Genomic DNA, 15,667 nt, shown 5'->3' on the forward strand with positions numbered 1-15,667 from the left:
TTCTGTCGGCCAATCCGAAGTGGAAGTTCAGATTTACTGCACTTTCTCGAACCCCTGAAGTCCCAACCAACACACGCAACTCAATCAATGCAGGAGAGCCACCATGGCCAACACCTCTTTACGTAAAGCCTCATTGCAAAGCATGGAAGCCGAGATCGAGAGTCTGCTGAAGTCTTTGGAAAACCTGAAGGACGACGCCTCGGACGAGTCGCGTAAAACGCTGAAGGCCTTGAAAAGCAACGCCGAGAACGCGCTGAAGCATTCGCGCCATCTGCTCAGCGATGCGTACGAAGAAGTCAAAGTCAAAACCCGTGAAACCGGGATTGCCACGCGGGACTACGCCCAGGAACACCCTTGGACGACAGCGGGTGTCGCCGTCGGTGCATTAGGTCTGCTCGCGGCTTATCTGCTGTGCAAACGCGGTGACTAATCCGTCTGGCGCAGCTCGTTTTTGAGCCACTGCGCCAGTTGCCGAGCGCGCCCGTCCGCGGCGCGCTTGGGTAGCCACAACGCCAGTTGCGCCGGGGTTTCACTGAAGCCCCATGGCGCAACCAGGCGACCGGCCTTCAAGTCCTCGGCCACCAGCGGCTCGGGCGCAATCGCCACACCCAGGCCGGCCACTGCGGCCTCCAGCAGATAATACAAATGCTCGAAACCCTGTCCGTACTTCAACGCTTTGGCGTCGAGGTCGCTTTGCTGTGCCCAGCTTGGCCAGGCCTGAGGGCGTGAGGTGGTGTGCAGCAATGGCTCGTTCAGCAGCGCTGTGGGCAGTGCGTTTTGCAGTCGTTCGTAGCCCGCGAATCGCGGGCTCATGACCGGGCCGATCCGTTCGCTCGCCAACTCATAGACTTGCATGTCCGCTGGCCACGGTGGTTCGGCAAACACCAGCAAGGCGTCCAGTCCCGGGCGGCGTGGATCGAGATCACCCTCGCCAGCCGACAGGTGCAGGCGCAGGTCCGGCAGGTCGGTATTCAGCCGTCCCAACCTGGGAATAAACCAGCGTGCCAACAAGCTGCCCGAGCAACCTAGTACGAACGGTGCATCGACGGTGCTTTGGGTCAGCTCTGCACAAACAGTCCGTAAACGCTCGAACGCCTCGCTGCTGGCATCGCGCAAACGAACGCCGGCATCTGTGAGTTTAAGGCCGCGTCCATCCTTGATGAACAGGCTCACGCCCAAGTGTTCTTCAAGCACCTTGAGTTGCCGGCTAACCGCACCATGGGTGACGTGCAGCTGTTCGGCCGCCTTGCTGACACTGTTCAGGCGGGCAGTCGCTTCGAAGGCCCGAAGGGCGTTCAGCGGAGGAAGGTCATGGCTCATGAGATATGTGAGTTTTCCTGACAGGTTGCAGCGATCTTATCGGTTTTCAGCTCAAGGCGTCAGGGGTAGAGTTAAAGCCATTGTCATCCCACGCATTCAACTGGAGCGACCCATGACCCAGACTAATCTGCGCAACGGCCCCGACGCCAACGGCCTGTTTGGCGCGTTCGGCGGCCGTTACGTCGCCGAAACCCTGATGCCGTTGATCCTCGATCTGGCCCGTGAGTATGAATTGGCCAAGGATGATCCTGCATTCAAAGAGGAATTGGCCTACTTCCAGCGCGACTACGTGGGTCGTCCAAGCCCACTGTACTTTGCCGAACGTCTGACAGAGTTTTGCGGCGGCGCAAAGATTTACCTCAAGCGCGAAGAGCTCAACCACACCGGCGCGCACAAGATCAACAACTGCATCGGCCAGATCCTGCTGGCGCGGCGCATGGGCAAGAAACGCATCATCGCCGAGACCGGCGCTGGCATGCACGGCGTGGCGACCGCCACCGTGGCTGCACGTTTTGGCCTCGATTGCGTGATCTACATGGGCACCACTGACATCGAACGTCAGCAGGCCAACGTATTTCGCATGAAGCTGCTGGGCGCCGAAGTGATCCCGGTCGTGGCCGGTACCGGCACCCTGAAAGATGCGATGAACGAAGCCCTGCGTGACTGGGTGACCAACGTCGACAGCACCTTCTACCTGATTGGCACGGTGGCCGGTCCGCACCCTTATCCTGCAATGGTTCGCGACTTCCAGGCCGTTATCGGCAAAGAAACCCGTACTCAACTGCAAGCCCAGGAAGGTCGTCTGCCGGACAGCCTGGTGGCGTGCATCGGTGGCGGCTCCAACGCCATGGGCCTGTTCCACCCGTTCCTCGACGACAAGAGCGTCGAGATCATCGGCGTTGAAGCGGCAGGTTACGGCATCGAAACCGGCAAACACGCAGCCAGCCTGAACGGCGGCGTACCCGGCGTACTGCACGGCAACCGTACCTTCCTGCTGCAGGACGACGATGGTCAGATCATCGACGCTCACTCGATCTCTGCCGGCCTCGACTATCCAGGCATCGGCCCGGAACACGCCTGGTTGCATGACATCGGCCGCGTCCAGTACACCTCGGTAACCGACGACGAAGCCCTCGACGCGTTCCACAAATGCTGCCGTCTGGAAGGGATTATTCCTGCACTGGAAAGCGCCCATGCCCTGGCCGAAGTGTTCAAGCGCGCACCGAACCTGCCGAAGGATCACCTGATGGTGGTCAACCTGTCCGGCCGTGGCGACAAAGACATGCAAACCGTGATGCACCACATGGAACACTCTCAGCAAGAGCAGTCCAAGCAGGAGAAACACTGATGAGCCGCCTGCAAACGCGTTTTGCCGAACTCAAGGAACAGAATCGTGCCGCCCTGGTGACCTTCGTGACCGCTGGCGACCCGAGCTATGACACCTCGCTGGCGATCCTCAAAGGCTTGCCCGGCGCGGGTGCCGACGTGATCGAGTTGGGCATGCCCTTCACCGATCCAATGGCCGATGGCCCGGCAATCCAGCTGGCCAACATCCGCGCCCTCGGCGCCAAGCAGAACCTGGCGAAAACCCTGCAAATGGTTCGCGAGTTCCGTGAAGGCAATACCGAGACGCCGCTGGTGCTGATGGGTTACTTCAACCCGATCCACATGTACGGCGTTCCGCGCTTCATCGCCGATGCGAAAGAGGCCGGTGTTGACGGTCTGATCGTGGTCGACTTGCCGCCCGAGCATAACGGCGAACTGTGCGACCCGGCCCAGGCAGCAGGTTTGGATTTCATCCGTCTGACCACCCCGACGACTGATGATGTACGTCTGCCGACCGTCCTGAACGGCAGCTCAGGCTTCGTTTACTATGTGTCTGTTGCCGGTGTGACCGGTGCGGGTGCGGCGACGCTGGAGCATGTTGAAGAAGCCGTTGCGCGTCTGCGTCGCCATACTGATCTGCCGATCAGCATCGGTTTCGGTATTCGTACCCCAGAGCAGGCGGCGTCCATCGCGCGTCTGGCTGATGGCGTGGTGGTGGGTTCAGCGTTGATTGATCACATCGCCAATGCCGCGACGCCGGATCAGGCGGTTGATGGTGTGTTGAGCCTTTGCTCGGCTCTGGCAGACGGTGTGCGTAAAGCCCGCGCCAGCTGAAGGTAAAGTTCCTGATACAGAGGAATGAGAGCCTCGCGGTACAGACTAAACAGCAAGAGCGAAGGCTTCAGGACTACGTTCTGAAGCCCTTTTTGCTGTATGTGCAGTGAGGAAAGACCCGATGAAAATGCCGAAACGTCTGATTGCCAGCCTGGGTGTGCTGATGCTCAGTGTCACCCCGTTGCTGAGTGCGAGTGCTGATCAGCCGTAGGAACCGGGATCGTTTATGAAACTCTCGAAGGGGTGCTTTGAATAGCAGGTAGGTGTTGAAGGCTTCGCGGATTAGCCGCGAAGCCTGCTGTTTACGGCAGCTCCAACCCGCCCGCAGCCTTGTGCAACTTCCTCAGATGCTCGCCAACCTGCTTCAGGTTGGCTTCATTGGCGGCCATTTCGGCCGCACGGCTCGGTTCGAGCAGCGCTCTCACTTCTTTGTCCAGATCGCCTGTCAGCGCCTGAAGCTGCTTCTGCCGCAGGCTGCTTTCCGATTCCAGACGCTGCCACTCACTCGGCTGCGGCAATCCATAACCACCGGTGCCAAGCAGCTCCGCCGGGCGGCTGAGGAAGCCGCTGTTGGCAAGAATTTGCTGCAAAGTTGCGTTGGCCTTGTCCATGCCGCCGTTCTTCAATTCCCGAGCGCCCAGATAACGTTGCTTTACTTCGTCCTGGGCCAGCACCAATTGTTGGCGGAAGGCTGCCTGCTCCAATAACAGCAAGGCTGCGCTGGTGCGCAAATCGGCTTGGTCGATCCATTGCCGGCGCTCTTCAGCTTTCAGGGAGAGCCAGTCTTCGACCTTTTCCTGCTTGATCGGCAAGTGCTTCTTCAGCACTTCGAACATCGCTTGATAACGATCGCGGAAGGAGTCGAATCGGTAGCCCAGGCGCAGCGCTTCGCGGGGATCGTCCAGCACGCTGGTGTCCGCCAGTCCGCGGCCCTTGAGCACTTCCAGCAAACCGTTGGGCATGATGCTGTCCAATCCGACCAGTTTTGAATTGTTGGTGCTGCTACGCAGTAGCTTCAGGCCCTCTACAGCGCAGTTATTGGACAGGAAGAAGTAGTTGCCGTCGTAACTCCAGTGCATTTCGGCGGCGTGTTCCACCACGTCTTCGATCTCGTTGCGCGACAGGTTCAGCGGCACCGAAGCCAGGCTGCGCAGTTCGGTTTTGGTGTATTCGTCGATCACCTGGGCCAGTGGCAGGACAAACAGGCGTGACGGATATTTGCCCACCAATCCGTCCCAGCTCGACAGCTGCACGTCACCGACGAAGGCGCGGTAGGACAACACCAGATGCTGATCGAGATCCAGTCGACAATCCGGCCCACGGGGGCGGCCGGGTGCACAGATCACCAACCGCAACATGCTGTGACCCCAGCGGCTGACCCAGTTCTGGTTGGCTTCAGCCAGCAGATAGTCGACGGCGTAGACCCGTTCCGGATCGACCTGGCCCAGTGGCGTTTTGGCGAAATCATTGCCGGCATTGAGGAAGGAAAAGGATTTGCCGCAGGTGTCTTTAGCGGCGGGCGCCCAGCCGAAATGTTCTTTGTAGTAGCGGTATAACGCAGGACGGCGACAGGCGTAGGCCGGGTCGAGAAGGAAATACTCCATGTTGACCGCGACGAACTCCTTGGGGCTGCTCGTCTCGTAAATGTCGGGGCTGCGGGCAATTTGCCGGTTGTGCTGTTCGCGCTCGCCACGACGGCCGACATACTGTGGCCAGCCGGCGAGGTCGAGCAGGTGCGGGTCGTCGCTGAGCGTAAAGCGTCGGTCGGACTGGCCGCGGCATTGATCGGGAATGCCAATTAGCCCTGTGCTGCTGTTGCGCCGGGTGCAGCGCTGAATCAGCGTGCGCTCCGCGTCTGGCCACAGGCGCGAGCGATCATAGATGTGGGTGAGTTCGTGTAACACCGTGGCAAGCATTTCGCGGCGCACGGTGCCATGGGGACGATAAGTCTTTTTGGTCGCGGCGTTGCCGTCAGTGAGGCTGGCAAGCAGGTTGCGGTTCAGATCGAGCTCGGACACCAGCGATGCCTGGCCGTAAGCGTTGCTCGGCATGTCATCGGTCCAACCGACGTCGATGCGTCGGTCGAGCTGCTCGATGAACCGCGGCGGCAGCGCCTGCATGGCTTCATCGAGCAACGCCTGACTGGCCTGTTGTTGAGCGGGGCTGAGGCCGTCGGTCTTGAGCCTTAATTGCAAGTCAGCCTGGGCCGTGTTGCCGAGCAGCAACATGACCCCGGCCAACAGCCAGGCGCCTGGCGACCTCACAGTGCGAGGATGGCTTCGGCGAGCACCTGATCACTGGCGTCGCGGGCTTCCGGCACGCGGGTGCGCAACGTGGTGAAGGCCGCTTCCAGGTGCGCGCCACGAATCTCGCCATCGCTGGCGACGAAGCTGGCCGCATCGTCGTGGGCTTCACGAACGATCTTCGAGTCACGGATGGACGTCGTTGTATCGGAAGTGAAATCAAGCGTGCGTTGGGTGGCATTGATGATGATGTTACTGGTGGCGACCAGAGTGTGCGCCTGGGCCACATCGGCCAATAACAGAAGGCCAAGGGCGGCAACAATCAGAGGGCTACGCATGGAACGACTCCGCAAGAACAAGGATAACTATTGGACGAGAATTGTCCGCGCCAGTTCAAGGTCACTGGCATGAAGTTTTGGCTGGGCCCTGCGCAGATAAATCAGGGCGGACTCCAGTTGTGCTCCTCGCACTTGGCCGTCACTGGCGATGAACGCCGCAGCGTCATCGTGTGCCGCGATTAGCAGCTTACGGTCGAAGGGGGCGGAGGTCACCATGCTTGTGGCGTAGCCGGTAGCCACGATGCCTTGTGTAGACAGATTGAAGGCGTCGTAGGCATGGACGGAGCCCACCCAGCAGGCAGCCATGAAAAGCGGAGAGATCAACAGATTTGAAAGAAAACGCATGAGACTCGATAGCTGAAGGCGAGTCGCAAGGCTAGCGCAACGCCCGGTCTAGAGCCAGCGCCGAAACATTGGGACACGGCGGGCGTGTCCCACGTCAGTCATGTCGCTTAGATAGTCAGTATGGCTTGCGCCAGTTGTGCGTCAGTCGCGTTCAGCTGAGGTGCCTGGTGGCGAATATGGTCGAGTGCACTTTCCAGTTTCACGCCACGAATGGCGCCTTCGCTGGCAACGAAGCTGGCGGCGTCGTCACGGGCGGCGCGTACGATTTTGTCATCGCGAAAGGAAGAAGTGACATCGGAGGTCGCATCGGACGTGGCCTTGAGCGCGCCGACGACGGCATCGGTGGTCACGATAAAGCTGGTGGCGTGGGAATTGGCAGCCACGGCAAGCAGGGCTGCAGCGCTGAGCAGACGAAGACGGGACATGGTGAAACTCCTTTGGGAAAACTGATTGAGAGGTGGCGCAGTGTCTGTTGATTCAGACGCCAGTCGTGCAGCGTTCGCCACGTTCCATCTGAATATAGGCCTATGAGTATCGGTTCGCACAGTCTCGTCAGATCAAGCAGGAATTTAGCGCCAGAACGGTTTATCCAATTCGTTGAGACGATCCGCGTGGCTGATGTTCAGGTCTGAGAGTTGCCGGTCATTGAGTTGGCCCAACAAACGCCGGGTTCGAGCCCTTTCAAGGCTGTTGGCGAGGCCTCTCAGCAATCTCCTAACCCAGTGGGAGCGAGGCGTTGATTGAGGCGTGGAAACGGAAACATCCAGTAAGTGATTCATGGCGCGGTCCTTTTGCGGGCAGTTCGGGATTTCATGGTGATCCCGCCCCCACTTTCGCAACAGACACACTGAACTTAAATTGTACTGGTTCAGTTGTTAAATTATCCAAACTGTAATTGTTAGACTGGGTCTCTACTGTATGACCCATGTTGAGGGTCCAAAACGACAAAGCCCGTCGTGGTTTCCCACGACGGGCTTTGTTTTTTCAATTTGGAGTGCTGGCGGTGGACCCGGTGGGTCAGAGCCAGCGACGCTAACTTAGCGCCAGAACGGCTTGCTCAGCTCTTCGTAGCGTTGTGCTTCGCTAATCCCTGCGTCAGCCAGCAGACGCGAATCCAGACGAGCCAGTTGATGGCGGCTGGAGATGCGGCGCTGCCACAGCATCAGGTTGGCGAGAACGCGAAGGGGCGTGGAAGCCTGGGTTTTTACAGCGTTGTCTTCGAAAAACAGCTCGGAACTGAGTGTACGTTCCATGGTTGACATCCTTCCGCTTATGGCGGGATTAGGTAGTGGTTTAACTGATGCCAATGATCCTCTCGTTTGGCCAGTCTCTCTAGATACAGTTCACCTGTATTGTGAGGGACCAGTTAACTGTTAAAGGATGGTGTACTGGTCGAAATTGAGGCAACTGTACTTGTCTGCACTAATATCGTGCGTTATTGGTTGATTGACTCGGAAAGGTAGGCAATTACGGTAGGAAAAGACCGGTACAGCAGTACAGTTTTATTCAGGATTTGGTCTGGCAACAGCAAGCTGACGAAACTGTGTTTGCGTCAGCTGCTATCTGTACCAATTACACCGACAGCATCCGCCCGGTTTCTTCCAGGTTTATGTGCCAGCTCAGGGCATCACGCAGGATATGCGGCGTATGCCCGCCGAGCGCACACGCGGCTGTGAAGTAGTCATCCAGGGCCTGGCGATAGTCCGGGTGCACGCAGTTGTCGATGATGACTCGAGCGCGTTCTCGCGGCGCCAGGCCACGCAAGTCCGCCAGACCGATCTCGGTGACAAGAATGTCGACGTCATGCTCAGTGTGATCAACGTGGCTGACCATCGGTACCACACTGGAAATTGCGCCGCCCTTGGCGATCGACTTGGTCACGAAGATCGCCAAATGCGCATTGCGCGCAAAGTCGCCCGAGCCGCCGATGCCGTTCATCATCCGCGTGCCGCAGATGTGGGTGGAGTTGACGTTGCCGTACAAGTCGAACTCAAGCGCCGTGTTGATGCCGATGATGCCGAGCCGGCGCACGACTTCCGGGTGGTTGGAAATTTCTTGCGGGCGCAGGACCAGTTTGTCCTTGTAGCGCTCAAGGTTGCCGAAAACATCGGTATTGCGACGACTCGACAAGGTGATCGAACTGCCCGAAGCAAAGCTCAGCTTGCCGGCGTCGATCAGGTCGAAGGTCGAGTCCTGAAGCACTTCGGAGTACATCGTCAGGTCTTCGAACGGCGAGTCGATCAGCCCGCACATCACCGAGTTAGCAATGTTGCCAATCCCGGCTTGCAGTGGGCCGAGCTTGTTGGTCATGCGCCCGGCAGCCACTTCCTGCTTGAAGAAGTCGATCAGGTGGTCGGCAATGGCCTGGGTATCAACGTCCGGCGGCAGTACGGTGGACGGCGAGTCAGACTGATTGGTGATCACGATAGCGACGATCTTTTCCGGCGGAATCGGGATGGCAGTGCTGCCAATGCGATCATCAACCTTGACCAGCGGAATCGGTGTGCGGGTCGGCCGATAGGTCGGGATATAGATGTCGTGCAGACCTTCGAGGTTCGGGTTGTGCGCCAGGTTGATCTCGATGATCACCTGTTTGGCGAAAATCGCGAAGCTGGCCGAGTTACCCACCGAAGTGGTCGGCACGATATGGCCCTGCTCGGTGATGGCCACGGCTTCAATCACTGCGATGTCGGGCAGTTTTAGCTGCTGGTTGCGCAATTGCTCAACGGTTTCCGAGAGATGCTGGTCAATGAACATCACTTCGCCGGCGTTAATGGCCTTGCGCAGGGTGCTGTCGACCTGGAAGGGCATGCGCCGTGACAATACGCCGGCTTCGGTGAGCTGTTTATCGAGGTCGTTGCCCAGGCTGGCGCCGGTCATCAGCGTGATTTTCAGCGGGGTGATTTTGGCGCGTTCGGCCAATGCGTGGGGCACGGCTTTGGCTTCGCCGGCGCGAGTGAAACCACTCATGCCGACGGTCATGCCGTCCTGAATCAGAGCGGCCGCGTCAGCGGCGCTCATCACTTTATCCAACAACGAAGGCAAGCGAATACGTTCACGGTACATGGATTGTTATCTCGGGCAACGAAAGCAAGGTGTGCAGTCTAGTGATTTCAAAAAAAATCCTCCCGCTACCATGGTCGAATGTAGAGCCCCGATTTAGAGCCTTTGGTCGGTTTTTAGCGGGCAATAAAAAACCCCAGCCTACTAAAGGCTGAGGTTTTGGGTATTGCGTTGGAGCAGGTTTTACTCGATGGCTTTGACCATGTCTTCGATAACTTTCTTGGCGTCGCCGAAGACCATCATGGTTTTGTCCAGGTAGAACAGTTCGTTGTCCAGACCGGCATAGCCGCTGGCCATCGAGCGCTTGTTGACGATCACGGTCTTGGCTTTATAAGCCTCGAGGATCGGCATGCCGGCAATCGGCGATTTAGGATCGTTCTTCGCCGCAGGGTTGACCACGTCGTTGGCGCCGAGCACCAGCACCACGTCGGCCTGGCCGAACTCGGAGTTGATGTCATCCATCTCGAACACTTGCTCGTAAGGCACTTCGGCTTCGGCCAGCAGGACGTTCATGTGCCCTGGCATCCGACCGGCGACCGGGTGGATCGCAAACTTCACGGTGACTCCCCGGTGAGTCAGCTTCTCCGCCAGCTCCATCAGTGAGTGTTGGGCGCGTGCCACCGCCAGGCCATAACCCGGAACGATGATCACGGTGTCGGCGTTGGTCAGCAGGAAGGTCGCATCGTCAGCCGAACCGGATTTCACCGGACGGGCCTCTTTCGAGCCTGCCGGGCCGGTTGCATCTACCGTGTTGCCGAAACCGCCGAGCAATACGTTGAAGAACGAACGGTTCATCGCCTTGCACATGATGTACGAGAGGATCGCACCGGATGAACCCACCAGCGAGCCGGCGATGATCAGCATCGAGTTGTTCAGCGAGAAACCGATACCTGCCGCTGCCCAGCCGGAATAGCTGTTGAGCATCGACACAACCACCGGCATATCTGCGCCGCCGATCGGGATGATGATCAGCACGCCCAGCACGAAGGCCAGGGCCAGCATCAGGGCGAAGGCGCTGAGGTTGCCGGTCAGCATGAAGGTCACGCCGAGGCCCAGTGTCGCCAGGCCCAGCAGCAGGTTCAGCTTGTGCTGGCCGCCGAACTGTACGGGTGCGCCCTGGAACAGGCGGAACTTGTACTTGCCCGAGAGCTTACCGAACGCGATCACCGAACCGGAGAACGTGATTGCACCGATGGCGGCTCCGAGGAACAGCTCCAGGCGGTTACCGGCGGGGATCGCATCACCCAGTTGTTTGACGATACCCAGCGATTGCGGCTCAACCACAGCGGCAATGGCAATGAACACCGCGGCCATACCGATCATGCTATGCATGAAGGCGACCAGTTCAGGCATCTTGGTCATTTCAACGCGTTTGGCCATGATCGACCCGGCGGTACCGCCGACCAACAGACCTACGATGACGTAGCCGATGCCGGCGGTGGCCAACTCGGCGCCCAGCTTATAGACGAGGCCCACGGTGGTGAGGATCGCCAGCGCCATACCGAGCATGCCGTACACATTGCCGCGCCGCGACGTGGTCGGGTGCGACAGGCCCTTAAGAGCCTGGATGAAGCAGATCGACGCGATCAAGTAGAGCGTCGTTACAAGATTCATGCTCATTACTTAGGCGCCTCTTCTTTTACTGCTTTTGGGGCTTTTTTCTTGAACATCTCAAGCATCCTGCGGGTAACCAGGAAGCCACCAAATACGTTCACCGCTGCCAGAGCTACCGCCAGGGTGCCCATGGTTTTGCCCAGAGGCGTGACGGTCAGCGCCGCGGCCAGCATGGCGCCGACGATCACGATCGCCGAAATCGCGTTGGTTACCGCCATCAAAGGCGTGTGCAGTGCAGGTGTCACGTTCCAGACCACGTGATAACCGACATAAATCGCCAGCACGAAGATGATCAGGTTGTAGATACCGGGGGAGATAAGCTCTTCCATCGTCTGAATCCCTGCTTAGGCGTTTTTGCGGATGACTTGGCCGTCGCGGCACATCAGGCACGCGGCGACGATGTCGTCTTCGAGGTTGATCTCGAACTGGCCTTCTTTGTTGAAGACCAGCTTCAGGAAGTCCAGCAGGTTGCGCGCGTACAGTGCCGAAGCGTCTGCCGCGACTGCGCCGGCCAGATTGGTCGGGCCGCAAATGATCACGCCATTCTCGACGACGACCTGATCGGCCACGGTCAGAGGACAGTTACCGCCCTGGGCTGCAGCGAGGTCGATGACCACCGAGCCTGGCTTCATCTGTGCCACGGTTTCCGCGCTCAAAAGCGTCGGTGCCTTGCGGCCCGGGATCAGTGCGGTGGTGATGACGATGTCAGCCTGCTTGGCGCGTTCGTGCACGGCCAAGGCCTGACGTTGCATCCAGCTGGCGGGCATTGGTCGCGCGTAACCGCCGACACCAACGGCGCATTCGCGCTCTTCATCGGTCTCATAAGGCACGTCGACGAACTTGGCGCCGAGGGATTCGATCTGCTCTTTTACTGCAGGACGTACGTCTGACGCTTCGATCACTGCACCCAGACGTTTCGCCGTAGCGATCGCCTGCAAACCGGCTACGCCTGCGCCGAGAATCAGCACACGCGCCGCTTTCACGGTACCCGCAGCGGTCATCAGCATCGGCATGAAGCGAGGATAGTGGTGAGCGGCCAGCAACACGGCTTTATAGCCGGCGATGTTGGCTTGGGAGGACAGCACATCCAGGCTCTGAGCGCGGGAGGTACGCGGCGCGGCTTCCAGCGCAAACGCGGTAATGCCGCACTCAGCCAGCTTGGCAATGGTTTCATTGCTGAACGGGTTGAGCATGCCCACCACAACGGTGCCGCTCTTTATCAGCGTCAGTTCGCTGTCGCTGGGTGCGACCACCTTGAGAATCAGCTCGGCACCAAACGCATCGTTGGCGCTGCCAATAATTGCGCCTGCCGCTTCATAGGCACTGTCGACAACGCTGGCGTGAATGCCGGCGCCGCTTTGCACAGTGACCTTATGACCCTGGCCGATCAGCTTCTTGATGGTTTCCGGGGTTGCAGCAACCCGTGTTTCACCCGTCTGGGTTTCGAGAGGAACACCAATGTGCACGTCAAATCTCCTGCGTGATCTTATTGAGTAAACCCAGGCACTTCGGATGGTGCGGCTGGGGCGGCCGATCAGCACGATCCCGCCAAATCAGGGCGGGGCGCGGCATTTTGCAGGCGAACTTAGTGCCCTTCAAGGGTTTATGACGGGTGACGGAAAATTAACTACAAGTCACCCCGTGACTGAATGTCGCAACTGACCGGTTCAATCCCTTGCAGGCCGTGCCTTGTAAGGACTCTTGTAAAAATTGGAGAATTTACGCATCGGTCAGGTGAATGAGTCGTTATTGCTCTGCAATAGAGGCTCAAGGCCACGTTTTCAGGCTCTTGTGGGACGTTTGTACTGCTTGTCGGTACAGTCTTCGAATATGCGACAAATACTTATATCTGTAGTGCTTTTATTTTGCTGACTACGGGGTCAGTTAATATCGCAAAGCCTTTATCCTTCTAGGCTGTAGCTCTGTGCCTGATTGACCAGCCAATCGCGAAATGCCCTTAAAGAGGCCGATTCGACCTTTCGCTCGGGAATCATCAAGTAATACGCCTTGATGCTTGATAACGCTTGGGCGTTGGCAATGACCAGGCGCTTCTCGGCCAGTTCGCGTTGAATCAGGAACGGCGGAATCAACGCTATTCCCATATCGTGCATGGCTGCTTGGGCAAGCATGGAGAATAGCTCGTAGCGCGGCCCTGTCATGTCTCGCGGGACATTTAGGTTTTGAGAGTTGAACCACTGGCGCCAGGCATAAGGGCGAGTGGTCTGCTGCAGCAGGGGCAATTCGGCGATGTCGCTGGGAGAGAGGTTTGTCTTTTTCCCCAGGAGGTTGGGGCTGCACACCGGCATCGGATTTTCGCCCATCAGTCTGTGGGATTCGGTACCCGACCAGTCCGCGTCGCCAAAATAGATCGCTGCATCGAAGTCGGTGTCGGCAAACAGGAAGGGCCGCGTTCGGTTGGTGAGGTTGACCGTCACTTCCGGGTGTTTTTGCTGGAAATCCTTGAGTCGTGGCAACAGCCATTGAGTGCCGAAGGTTGGAACCACCGCCAGCTCGATCACGTTGGCACCTTGCTGGCCCATCACTGACAAGGTGTCCCGTTCAACGGCGTCGAGTTGGGTGGCCACCCGGCGGCTGTAGGAAAGTCCGGCTTCCGTCAGCTTGACTCCGCGTCGCGAGCGTCGGAACAGTTCTACGCTGAGGAATTCCTCAAGGCTGGCGATCTGTCGGCAAATGGCACCCTGAGTGAGCGAAAGCTCCTGAGCTGCCTTGGTAAAACTTTCGTGGCGAGCTGCCGCTTCAAAGCTGATCAGCGCCGTTGTGCTGGGGATTTTCCTGCGCATGTACGTCAACCTCACTAATACATCGCATAAAAGCTATTTTGCGATGTTTCGGAGTGAGAAATTAGCACAACAGTATGCAAAATCCTCGTTTGCCGTAACGCCGAACCCGGCCTAGGATCAGTCCACGTTATTTGACCCGATTCGAGAGGACACACTCATGGGCGGTAAAGCTAGCTTCAACTGGATCGATCCCCTGCTGCTGGATCAACAGCTCACCGAAGAAGAACGCATGATCCGCGACACCGCTGAACAATTCGCTCAGCAGAAGCTCGCGCCGCGTGTTCTCGAAGCTTTCCGCCATGAAAAGACCGACCCGGCAATCTTCCGCGAGATGGGCGAAATAGGTCTGTTGGGTGCGACTATCCCTGAGCAGTATGGTGGAAGCGGCCTGAACTACGTCAGCTACGGCCTGATAGCCCGTGAAGTCGAGCGCGTCGACTCCGGCTACCGCTCGATGATGAGCGTGCAGTCCTCGCTGGTCATGGTGCCGATCAATGAATTCGGTACCGAAGCCCAGAAGCAGAAGTACCTGCCGAAACTGGCTTCAGGCGAATGGATTGGTTGCTTCGGTCTGACTGAACCTAACCACGGTTCCGACCCTGGCGCGATGATTACTCGTGCGCGCAAAGTCGAAGGCGGCTACAGCCTGACCGGCAACAAGATGTGGATCACCAACAGCCCGATTGCCGACGTATTCGTGGTCTGGGGTAAGGATGATGCCGGCGACATCCGTGGCTTCGTTCTGGAGAAAGGCTGGAAAGGCCTGAGTGCGCCTGCGATTCACGGCAAGATTGGCCTGCGCGCATCCATCACCGGCGAGATCGTCATGGACAGCGTGTTTGTCCCTGAAGAGAACATCTTCCCGGATGTCCGTGGCTTGAAAGGCCCTTTTACTTGCCTCAACTCGGCACGTTACGGCATTTCCTGGGGCGCGCTGGGTGCGGCCGAGTTTTGCTGGCACACCGCTCGCCAGTACACCCTGGATCGTCAGCAGTTCGGCCGTCCATTGGCCGCCACTCAACTGATCCAGAAGAAGCTGGCCGACATGCAGACTGAAATTACCCTGGCGCTGCAAGGTTGCCTACGTCTGGGGCGTATGAAAGATGAAGGTACTGCAGCGGTCGAGATCACTTCGATGATGAAGCGCAACTCCTGCGGCAAGTCCCTGGACATTGCTCGCATGGCGCGCGACATGCTGGGGGGTAACGGTATTTCCGATGAGTTCGGTGTTGCTCGCCACTTGGTCAACCTGGAAGTGGTGAATACCTATGAAGGTACGCATGACGTCCATGCACTGATCCTCGGTCGTGCGCAGACTGGCATCCAGGCGTTCTATTAATAGGAGAACGGCCATGGGCGCGCTTTCGCATCTACGGGTACTGGATTTATCGCGGGTTCTGGCCGGGCCGTGGGCCGGGCAGATCCTTGCTGACCTTGGCGCCGAAGTGATCAAGGTCGAGCGCCCGGGTAATGGCGATGACACGCGCGCCTGGGGGCCTCCCTTCCTTAAAGACGCTTATGGTGAGAACACTAGCGAGGCCGCTTATTACTTGTCGGCCAATCGCAACAAGCAATCGGTGACCATCGACTTCACCCGGCCTGAAGGGCAGAAGCTGGTGCGTGATCTGGCGGCGAAGTCGGACATCCTGATCGAGAACTTCAAGGTCGGTGGGCTGGCGGCATATGGTTTGGACTATGAGTCTCTAAAGGCGATCAATCCGAATCTGATCTATTGCTCGATTACCGGGTTTGGCCAGACTGGCCCTTACGCCAAGCGCGCGGG

The 15,667-nt window shown here is 58.3% G+C and carries 17 protein-coding genes and 1 pseudogene (1 of these 18 running past the window's edge); 6 read left to right on the top strand and 12 right to left on the bottom strand.

The annotated features are described in order from the left end of the window. Positions 1-103: 103 nt before the first annotated feature. Entirely contained in the window at positions 104-430 is a 327-nt protein-coding gene (locus tag QFX16_RS00515) for an ElaB/YgaM/YqjD family protein (RefSeq protein ID WP_054047930.1), read from the top strand. On the opposite strand, the gene QFX16_RS00520 is transcribed toward QFX16_RS00515, so the two are convergent. Next, positions 427-1,320: a LysR family transcriptional regulator gene (locus QFX16_RS00520; RefSeq protein WP_283182409.1), complete on the bottom strand. Its 894-nt coding sequence runs from the start codon at positions 1,318-1,320 to the stop codon at positions 427-429. The two genes, QFX16_RS00515 and QFX16_RS00520, sit on opposite strands and share 4 nt — an antisense overlap. A 112-nt stretch (positions 1,321-1,432) precedes the next feature. On the opposite strand from QFX16_RS00520, the gene trpB reads away from it, so the two are divergent. The 3 genes and pseudogenes from trpB to QFX16_RS29615 all read left to right on the top strand — a co-directional run. Further along, on the top strand, positions 1,433-2,668 hold the full coding sequence (gene trpB / locus QFX16_RS00525; RefSeq protein ID WP_283182410.1) for a tryptophan synthase subunit beta: 1,236 nt from the start codon (positions 1,433-1,435) through the stop codon (positions 2,666-2,668). Then, positions 2,668-3,480: a tryptophan synthase subunit alpha gene (trpA, locus tag QFX16_RS00530; protein ID WP_283182411.1), complete on the top strand. Its 813-nt coding sequence runs from the start codon at positions 2,668-2,670 to the stop codon at positions 3,478-3,480. Before trpB ends, trpA begins: the two co-directional genes overlap by 1 nt. Positions 3,481-3,601: 121 nt before the next feature. After that, positions 3,602-3,685: pseudogene (locus QFX16_RS29615) on the top strand (anti-virulence regulator CigR family protein); the annotation flags it as partial. A gap of 97 nt (positions 3,686-3,782) precedes the next feature. Here QFX16_RS29615 and QFX16_RS00535 read toward each other — a convergent pair. The 11 genes from QFX16_RS00535 to QFX16_RS00585 all read right to left on the bottom strand — a co-directional run bounded on the left by QFX16_RS00535 (position 3,783) and on the right by QFX16_RS00585 (position 13,884). Beyond that, on the bottom strand, positions 3,783-5,744 hold the full coding sequence (locus QFX16_RS00535) for a DUF7844 domain-containing protein (protein ID WP_283182412.1): 1,962 nt from the start codon (positions 5,742-5,744) through the stop codon (positions 3,783-3,785). Next, on the bottom strand, positions 5,741-6,061 hold the full coding sequence (locus tag QFX16_RS00540) for a DUF2388 domain-containing protein (protein WP_283182413.1): 321 nt from the start codon (positions 6,059-6,061) through the stop codon (positions 5,741-5,743). The genes QFX16_RS00535 and QFX16_RS00540 overlap by 4 nt, the downstream gene beginning before the upstream one ends. A 27-nt stretch (positions 6,062-6,088) precedes the next feature. Continuing rightward, positions 6,089-6,406: a DUF2388 domain-containing protein gene (locus QFX16_RS00545; protein ID WP_283182414.1), complete on the bottom strand. Its 318-nt coding sequence runs from the start codon at positions 6,404-6,406 to the stop codon at positions 6,089-6,091. Positions 6,407-6,513: 107 nt separating this feature from the next. Continuing rightward, positions 6,514-6,831: a DUF2388 domain-containing protein gene (locus QFX16_RS00550; RefSeq protein WP_008044656.1), complete on the bottom strand. Its 318-nt coding sequence runs from the start codon at positions 6,829-6,831 to the stop codon at positions 6,514-6,516. A 144-nt stretch (positions 6,832-6,975) separates the two neighbouring features. Next, the gene (locus QFX16_RS00555) at positions 6,976-7,185 is read right to left on the bottom strand and encodes a DUF1127 domain-containing protein (protein ID WP_283182415.1); all 210 of its coding nucleotides are present in this window, start codon (positions 7,183-7,185) and stop codon (positions 6,976-6,978) included. 258 nt (positions 7,186-7,443) lie between these two features. After that, positions 7,444-7,659, bottom strand: coding sequence for a DUF1127 domain-containing protein (locus QFX16_RS00560; protein WP_008154465.1), 216 nt, complete (start codon positions 7,657-7,659; stop codon positions 7,444-7,446). Between the two features lie 319 nt (positions 7,660-7,978). Next, positions 7,979-9,472: a succinyl-CoA:acetate CoA-transferase ScpC gene (gene scpC / locus QFX16_RS00565; protein ID WP_283182416.1), complete on the bottom strand. Its 1,494-nt coding sequence runs from the start codon at positions 9,470-9,472 to the stop codon at positions 7,979-7,981. Positions 9,473-9,652: 180 nt separating this feature from the next. Next, positions 9,653-11,089, bottom strand: a complete 1,437-nt coding sequence (locus tag QFX16_RS00570; RefSeq protein ID WP_283182417.1) for an NAD(P)(+) transhydrogenase (Re/Si-specific) subunit beta — start codon at positions 11,087-11,089, stop codon at positions 9,653-9,655. After that, on the bottom strand, positions 11,089-11,412 hold the full coding sequence (locus QFX16_RS00575) for an NAD(P) transhydrogenase subunit alpha part 2 (protein ID WP_003187010.1): 324 nt from the start codon (positions 11,410-11,412) through the stop codon (positions 11,089-11,091). Before QFX16_RS00575 ends, QFX16_RS00570 begins: the two co-directional genes overlap by 1 nt. Positions 11,413-11,427: 15 nt before the next feature. Beyond that, positions 11,428-12,549 (bottom strand): Re/Si-specific NAD(P)(+) transhydrogenase subunit alpha, encoded by a 1,122-nt coding sequence (locus QFX16_RS00580; RefSeq protein ID WP_283182418.1) that lies wholly within the window; start codon positions 12,547-12,549, stop codon positions 11,428-11,430. Positions 12,550-12,984: 435 nt separating this feature from the next. Then, on the bottom strand, positions 12,985-13,884 hold the full coding sequence (locus QFX16_RS00585; protein ID WP_283184660.1) for a LysR family transcriptional regulator: 900 nt from the start codon (positions 13,882-13,884) through the stop codon (positions 12,985-12,987). Positions 13,885-14,041: 157 nt separating this feature from the next. Here QFX16_RS00585 and QFX16_RS00590 point away from each other — a divergent pair, with 157 nt between their 5' ends. Continuing rightward, positions 14,042-15,223, top strand: coding sequence for an acyl-CoA dehydrogenase (locus QFX16_RS00590; protein WP_283182419.1), 1,182 nt, complete (start codon positions 14,042-14,044; stop codon positions 15,221-15,223). 13 nt (positions 15,224-15,236) lie between these two features. Continuing rightward, positions 15,237-15,667, top strand: partial view of a CaiB/BaiF CoA transferase family protein gene (locus QFX16_RS00595; protein ID WP_008154477.1) — the start only. It continues 790 nt past the right edge of the window; only the first 431 of its 1,221 coding nucleotides appear in the window; the start codon lies at positions 15,237-15,239; the stop codon falls past the right edge of the window.

It is taken from the genome of Pseudomonas svalbardensis (assembly GCF_030053115.1).
GTDB classification, from domain to species: Bacteria; Pseudomonadota; Gammaproteobacteria; order Pseudomonadales; family Pseudomonadaceae; genus Aquipseudomonas; species Aquipseudomonas svalbardensis.

Bases quoted from the DNA above. Each gene is read 5' to 3' on its own strand.
- QFX16_RS00540 (WP_283182413.1), bottom strand. From the start codon at position 6,061: ATGCGTAGCCCTCTGATTGTTGCCGCCCTTGGCCTTCTGTTATTGGCC.
- QFX16_RS00590 (WP_283182419.1), top strand. From the start codon at position 14,042: ATGGGCGGTAAAGCTAGCTTCAACTGGATCGATCCCCTGCTGCTGGAT.
- QFX16_RS00515 (WP_054047930.1), top strand. From the start codon at position 104: ATGGCCAACACCTCTTTACGTAAAGCCTCATTGCAAAGCATGGAAGCC.
- scpC (WP_283182416.1), bottom strand. From the start codon at position 9,472: ATGTACCGTGAACGTATTCGCTTGCCTTCGTTGTTGGATAAAGTGATG.
- trpA (WP_283182411.1), top strand. From the start codon at position 2,668: ATGAGCCGCCTGCAAACGCGTTTTGCCGAACTCAAGGAACAGAATCGT.
- QFX16_RS00585 (WP_283184660.1), bottom strand. From the start codon at position 13,884: ATGCGCAGGAAAATCCCCAGCACAACGGCGCTGATCAGCTTTGAAGCG.
- QFX16_RS00570 (WP_283182417.1), bottom strand. From the start codon at position 11,089: ATGAGCATGAATCTTGTAACGACGCTCTACTTGATCGCGTCGATCTGC.
- QFX16_RS00575 (WP_003187010.1), bottom strand. From the start codon at position 11,412: ATGGAAGAGCTTATCTCCCCCGGTATCTACAACCTGATCATCTTCGTG.
- trpB (WP_283182410.1), top strand. From the start codon at position 1,433: ATGACCCAGACTAATCTGCGCAACGGCCCCGACGCCAACGGCCTGTTT.
- QFX16_RS00550 (WP_008044656.1), bottom strand. From the start codon at position 6,831: ATGTCCCGTCTTCGTCTGCTCAGCGCTGCAGCCCTGCTTGCCGTGGCT.
- QFX16_RS00555 (WP_283182415.1), bottom strand. From the start codon at position 7,185: ATGAATCACTTACTGGATGTTTCCGTTTCCACGCCTCAATCAACGCCT.
- QFX16_RS00520 (WP_283182409.1), bottom strand. From the start codon at position 1,320: ATGAGCCATGACCTTCCTCCGCTGAACGCCCTTCGGGCCTTCGAAGCG.
- QFX16_RS00560 (WP_008154465.1), bottom strand. From the start codon at position 7,659: ATGGAACGTACACTCAGTTCCGAGCTGTTTTTCGAAGACAACGCTGTA.
- QFX16_RS00545 (WP_283182414.1), bottom strand. From the start codon at position 6,406: ATGCGTTTTCTTTCAAATCTGTTGATCTCTCCGCTTTTCATGGCTGCC.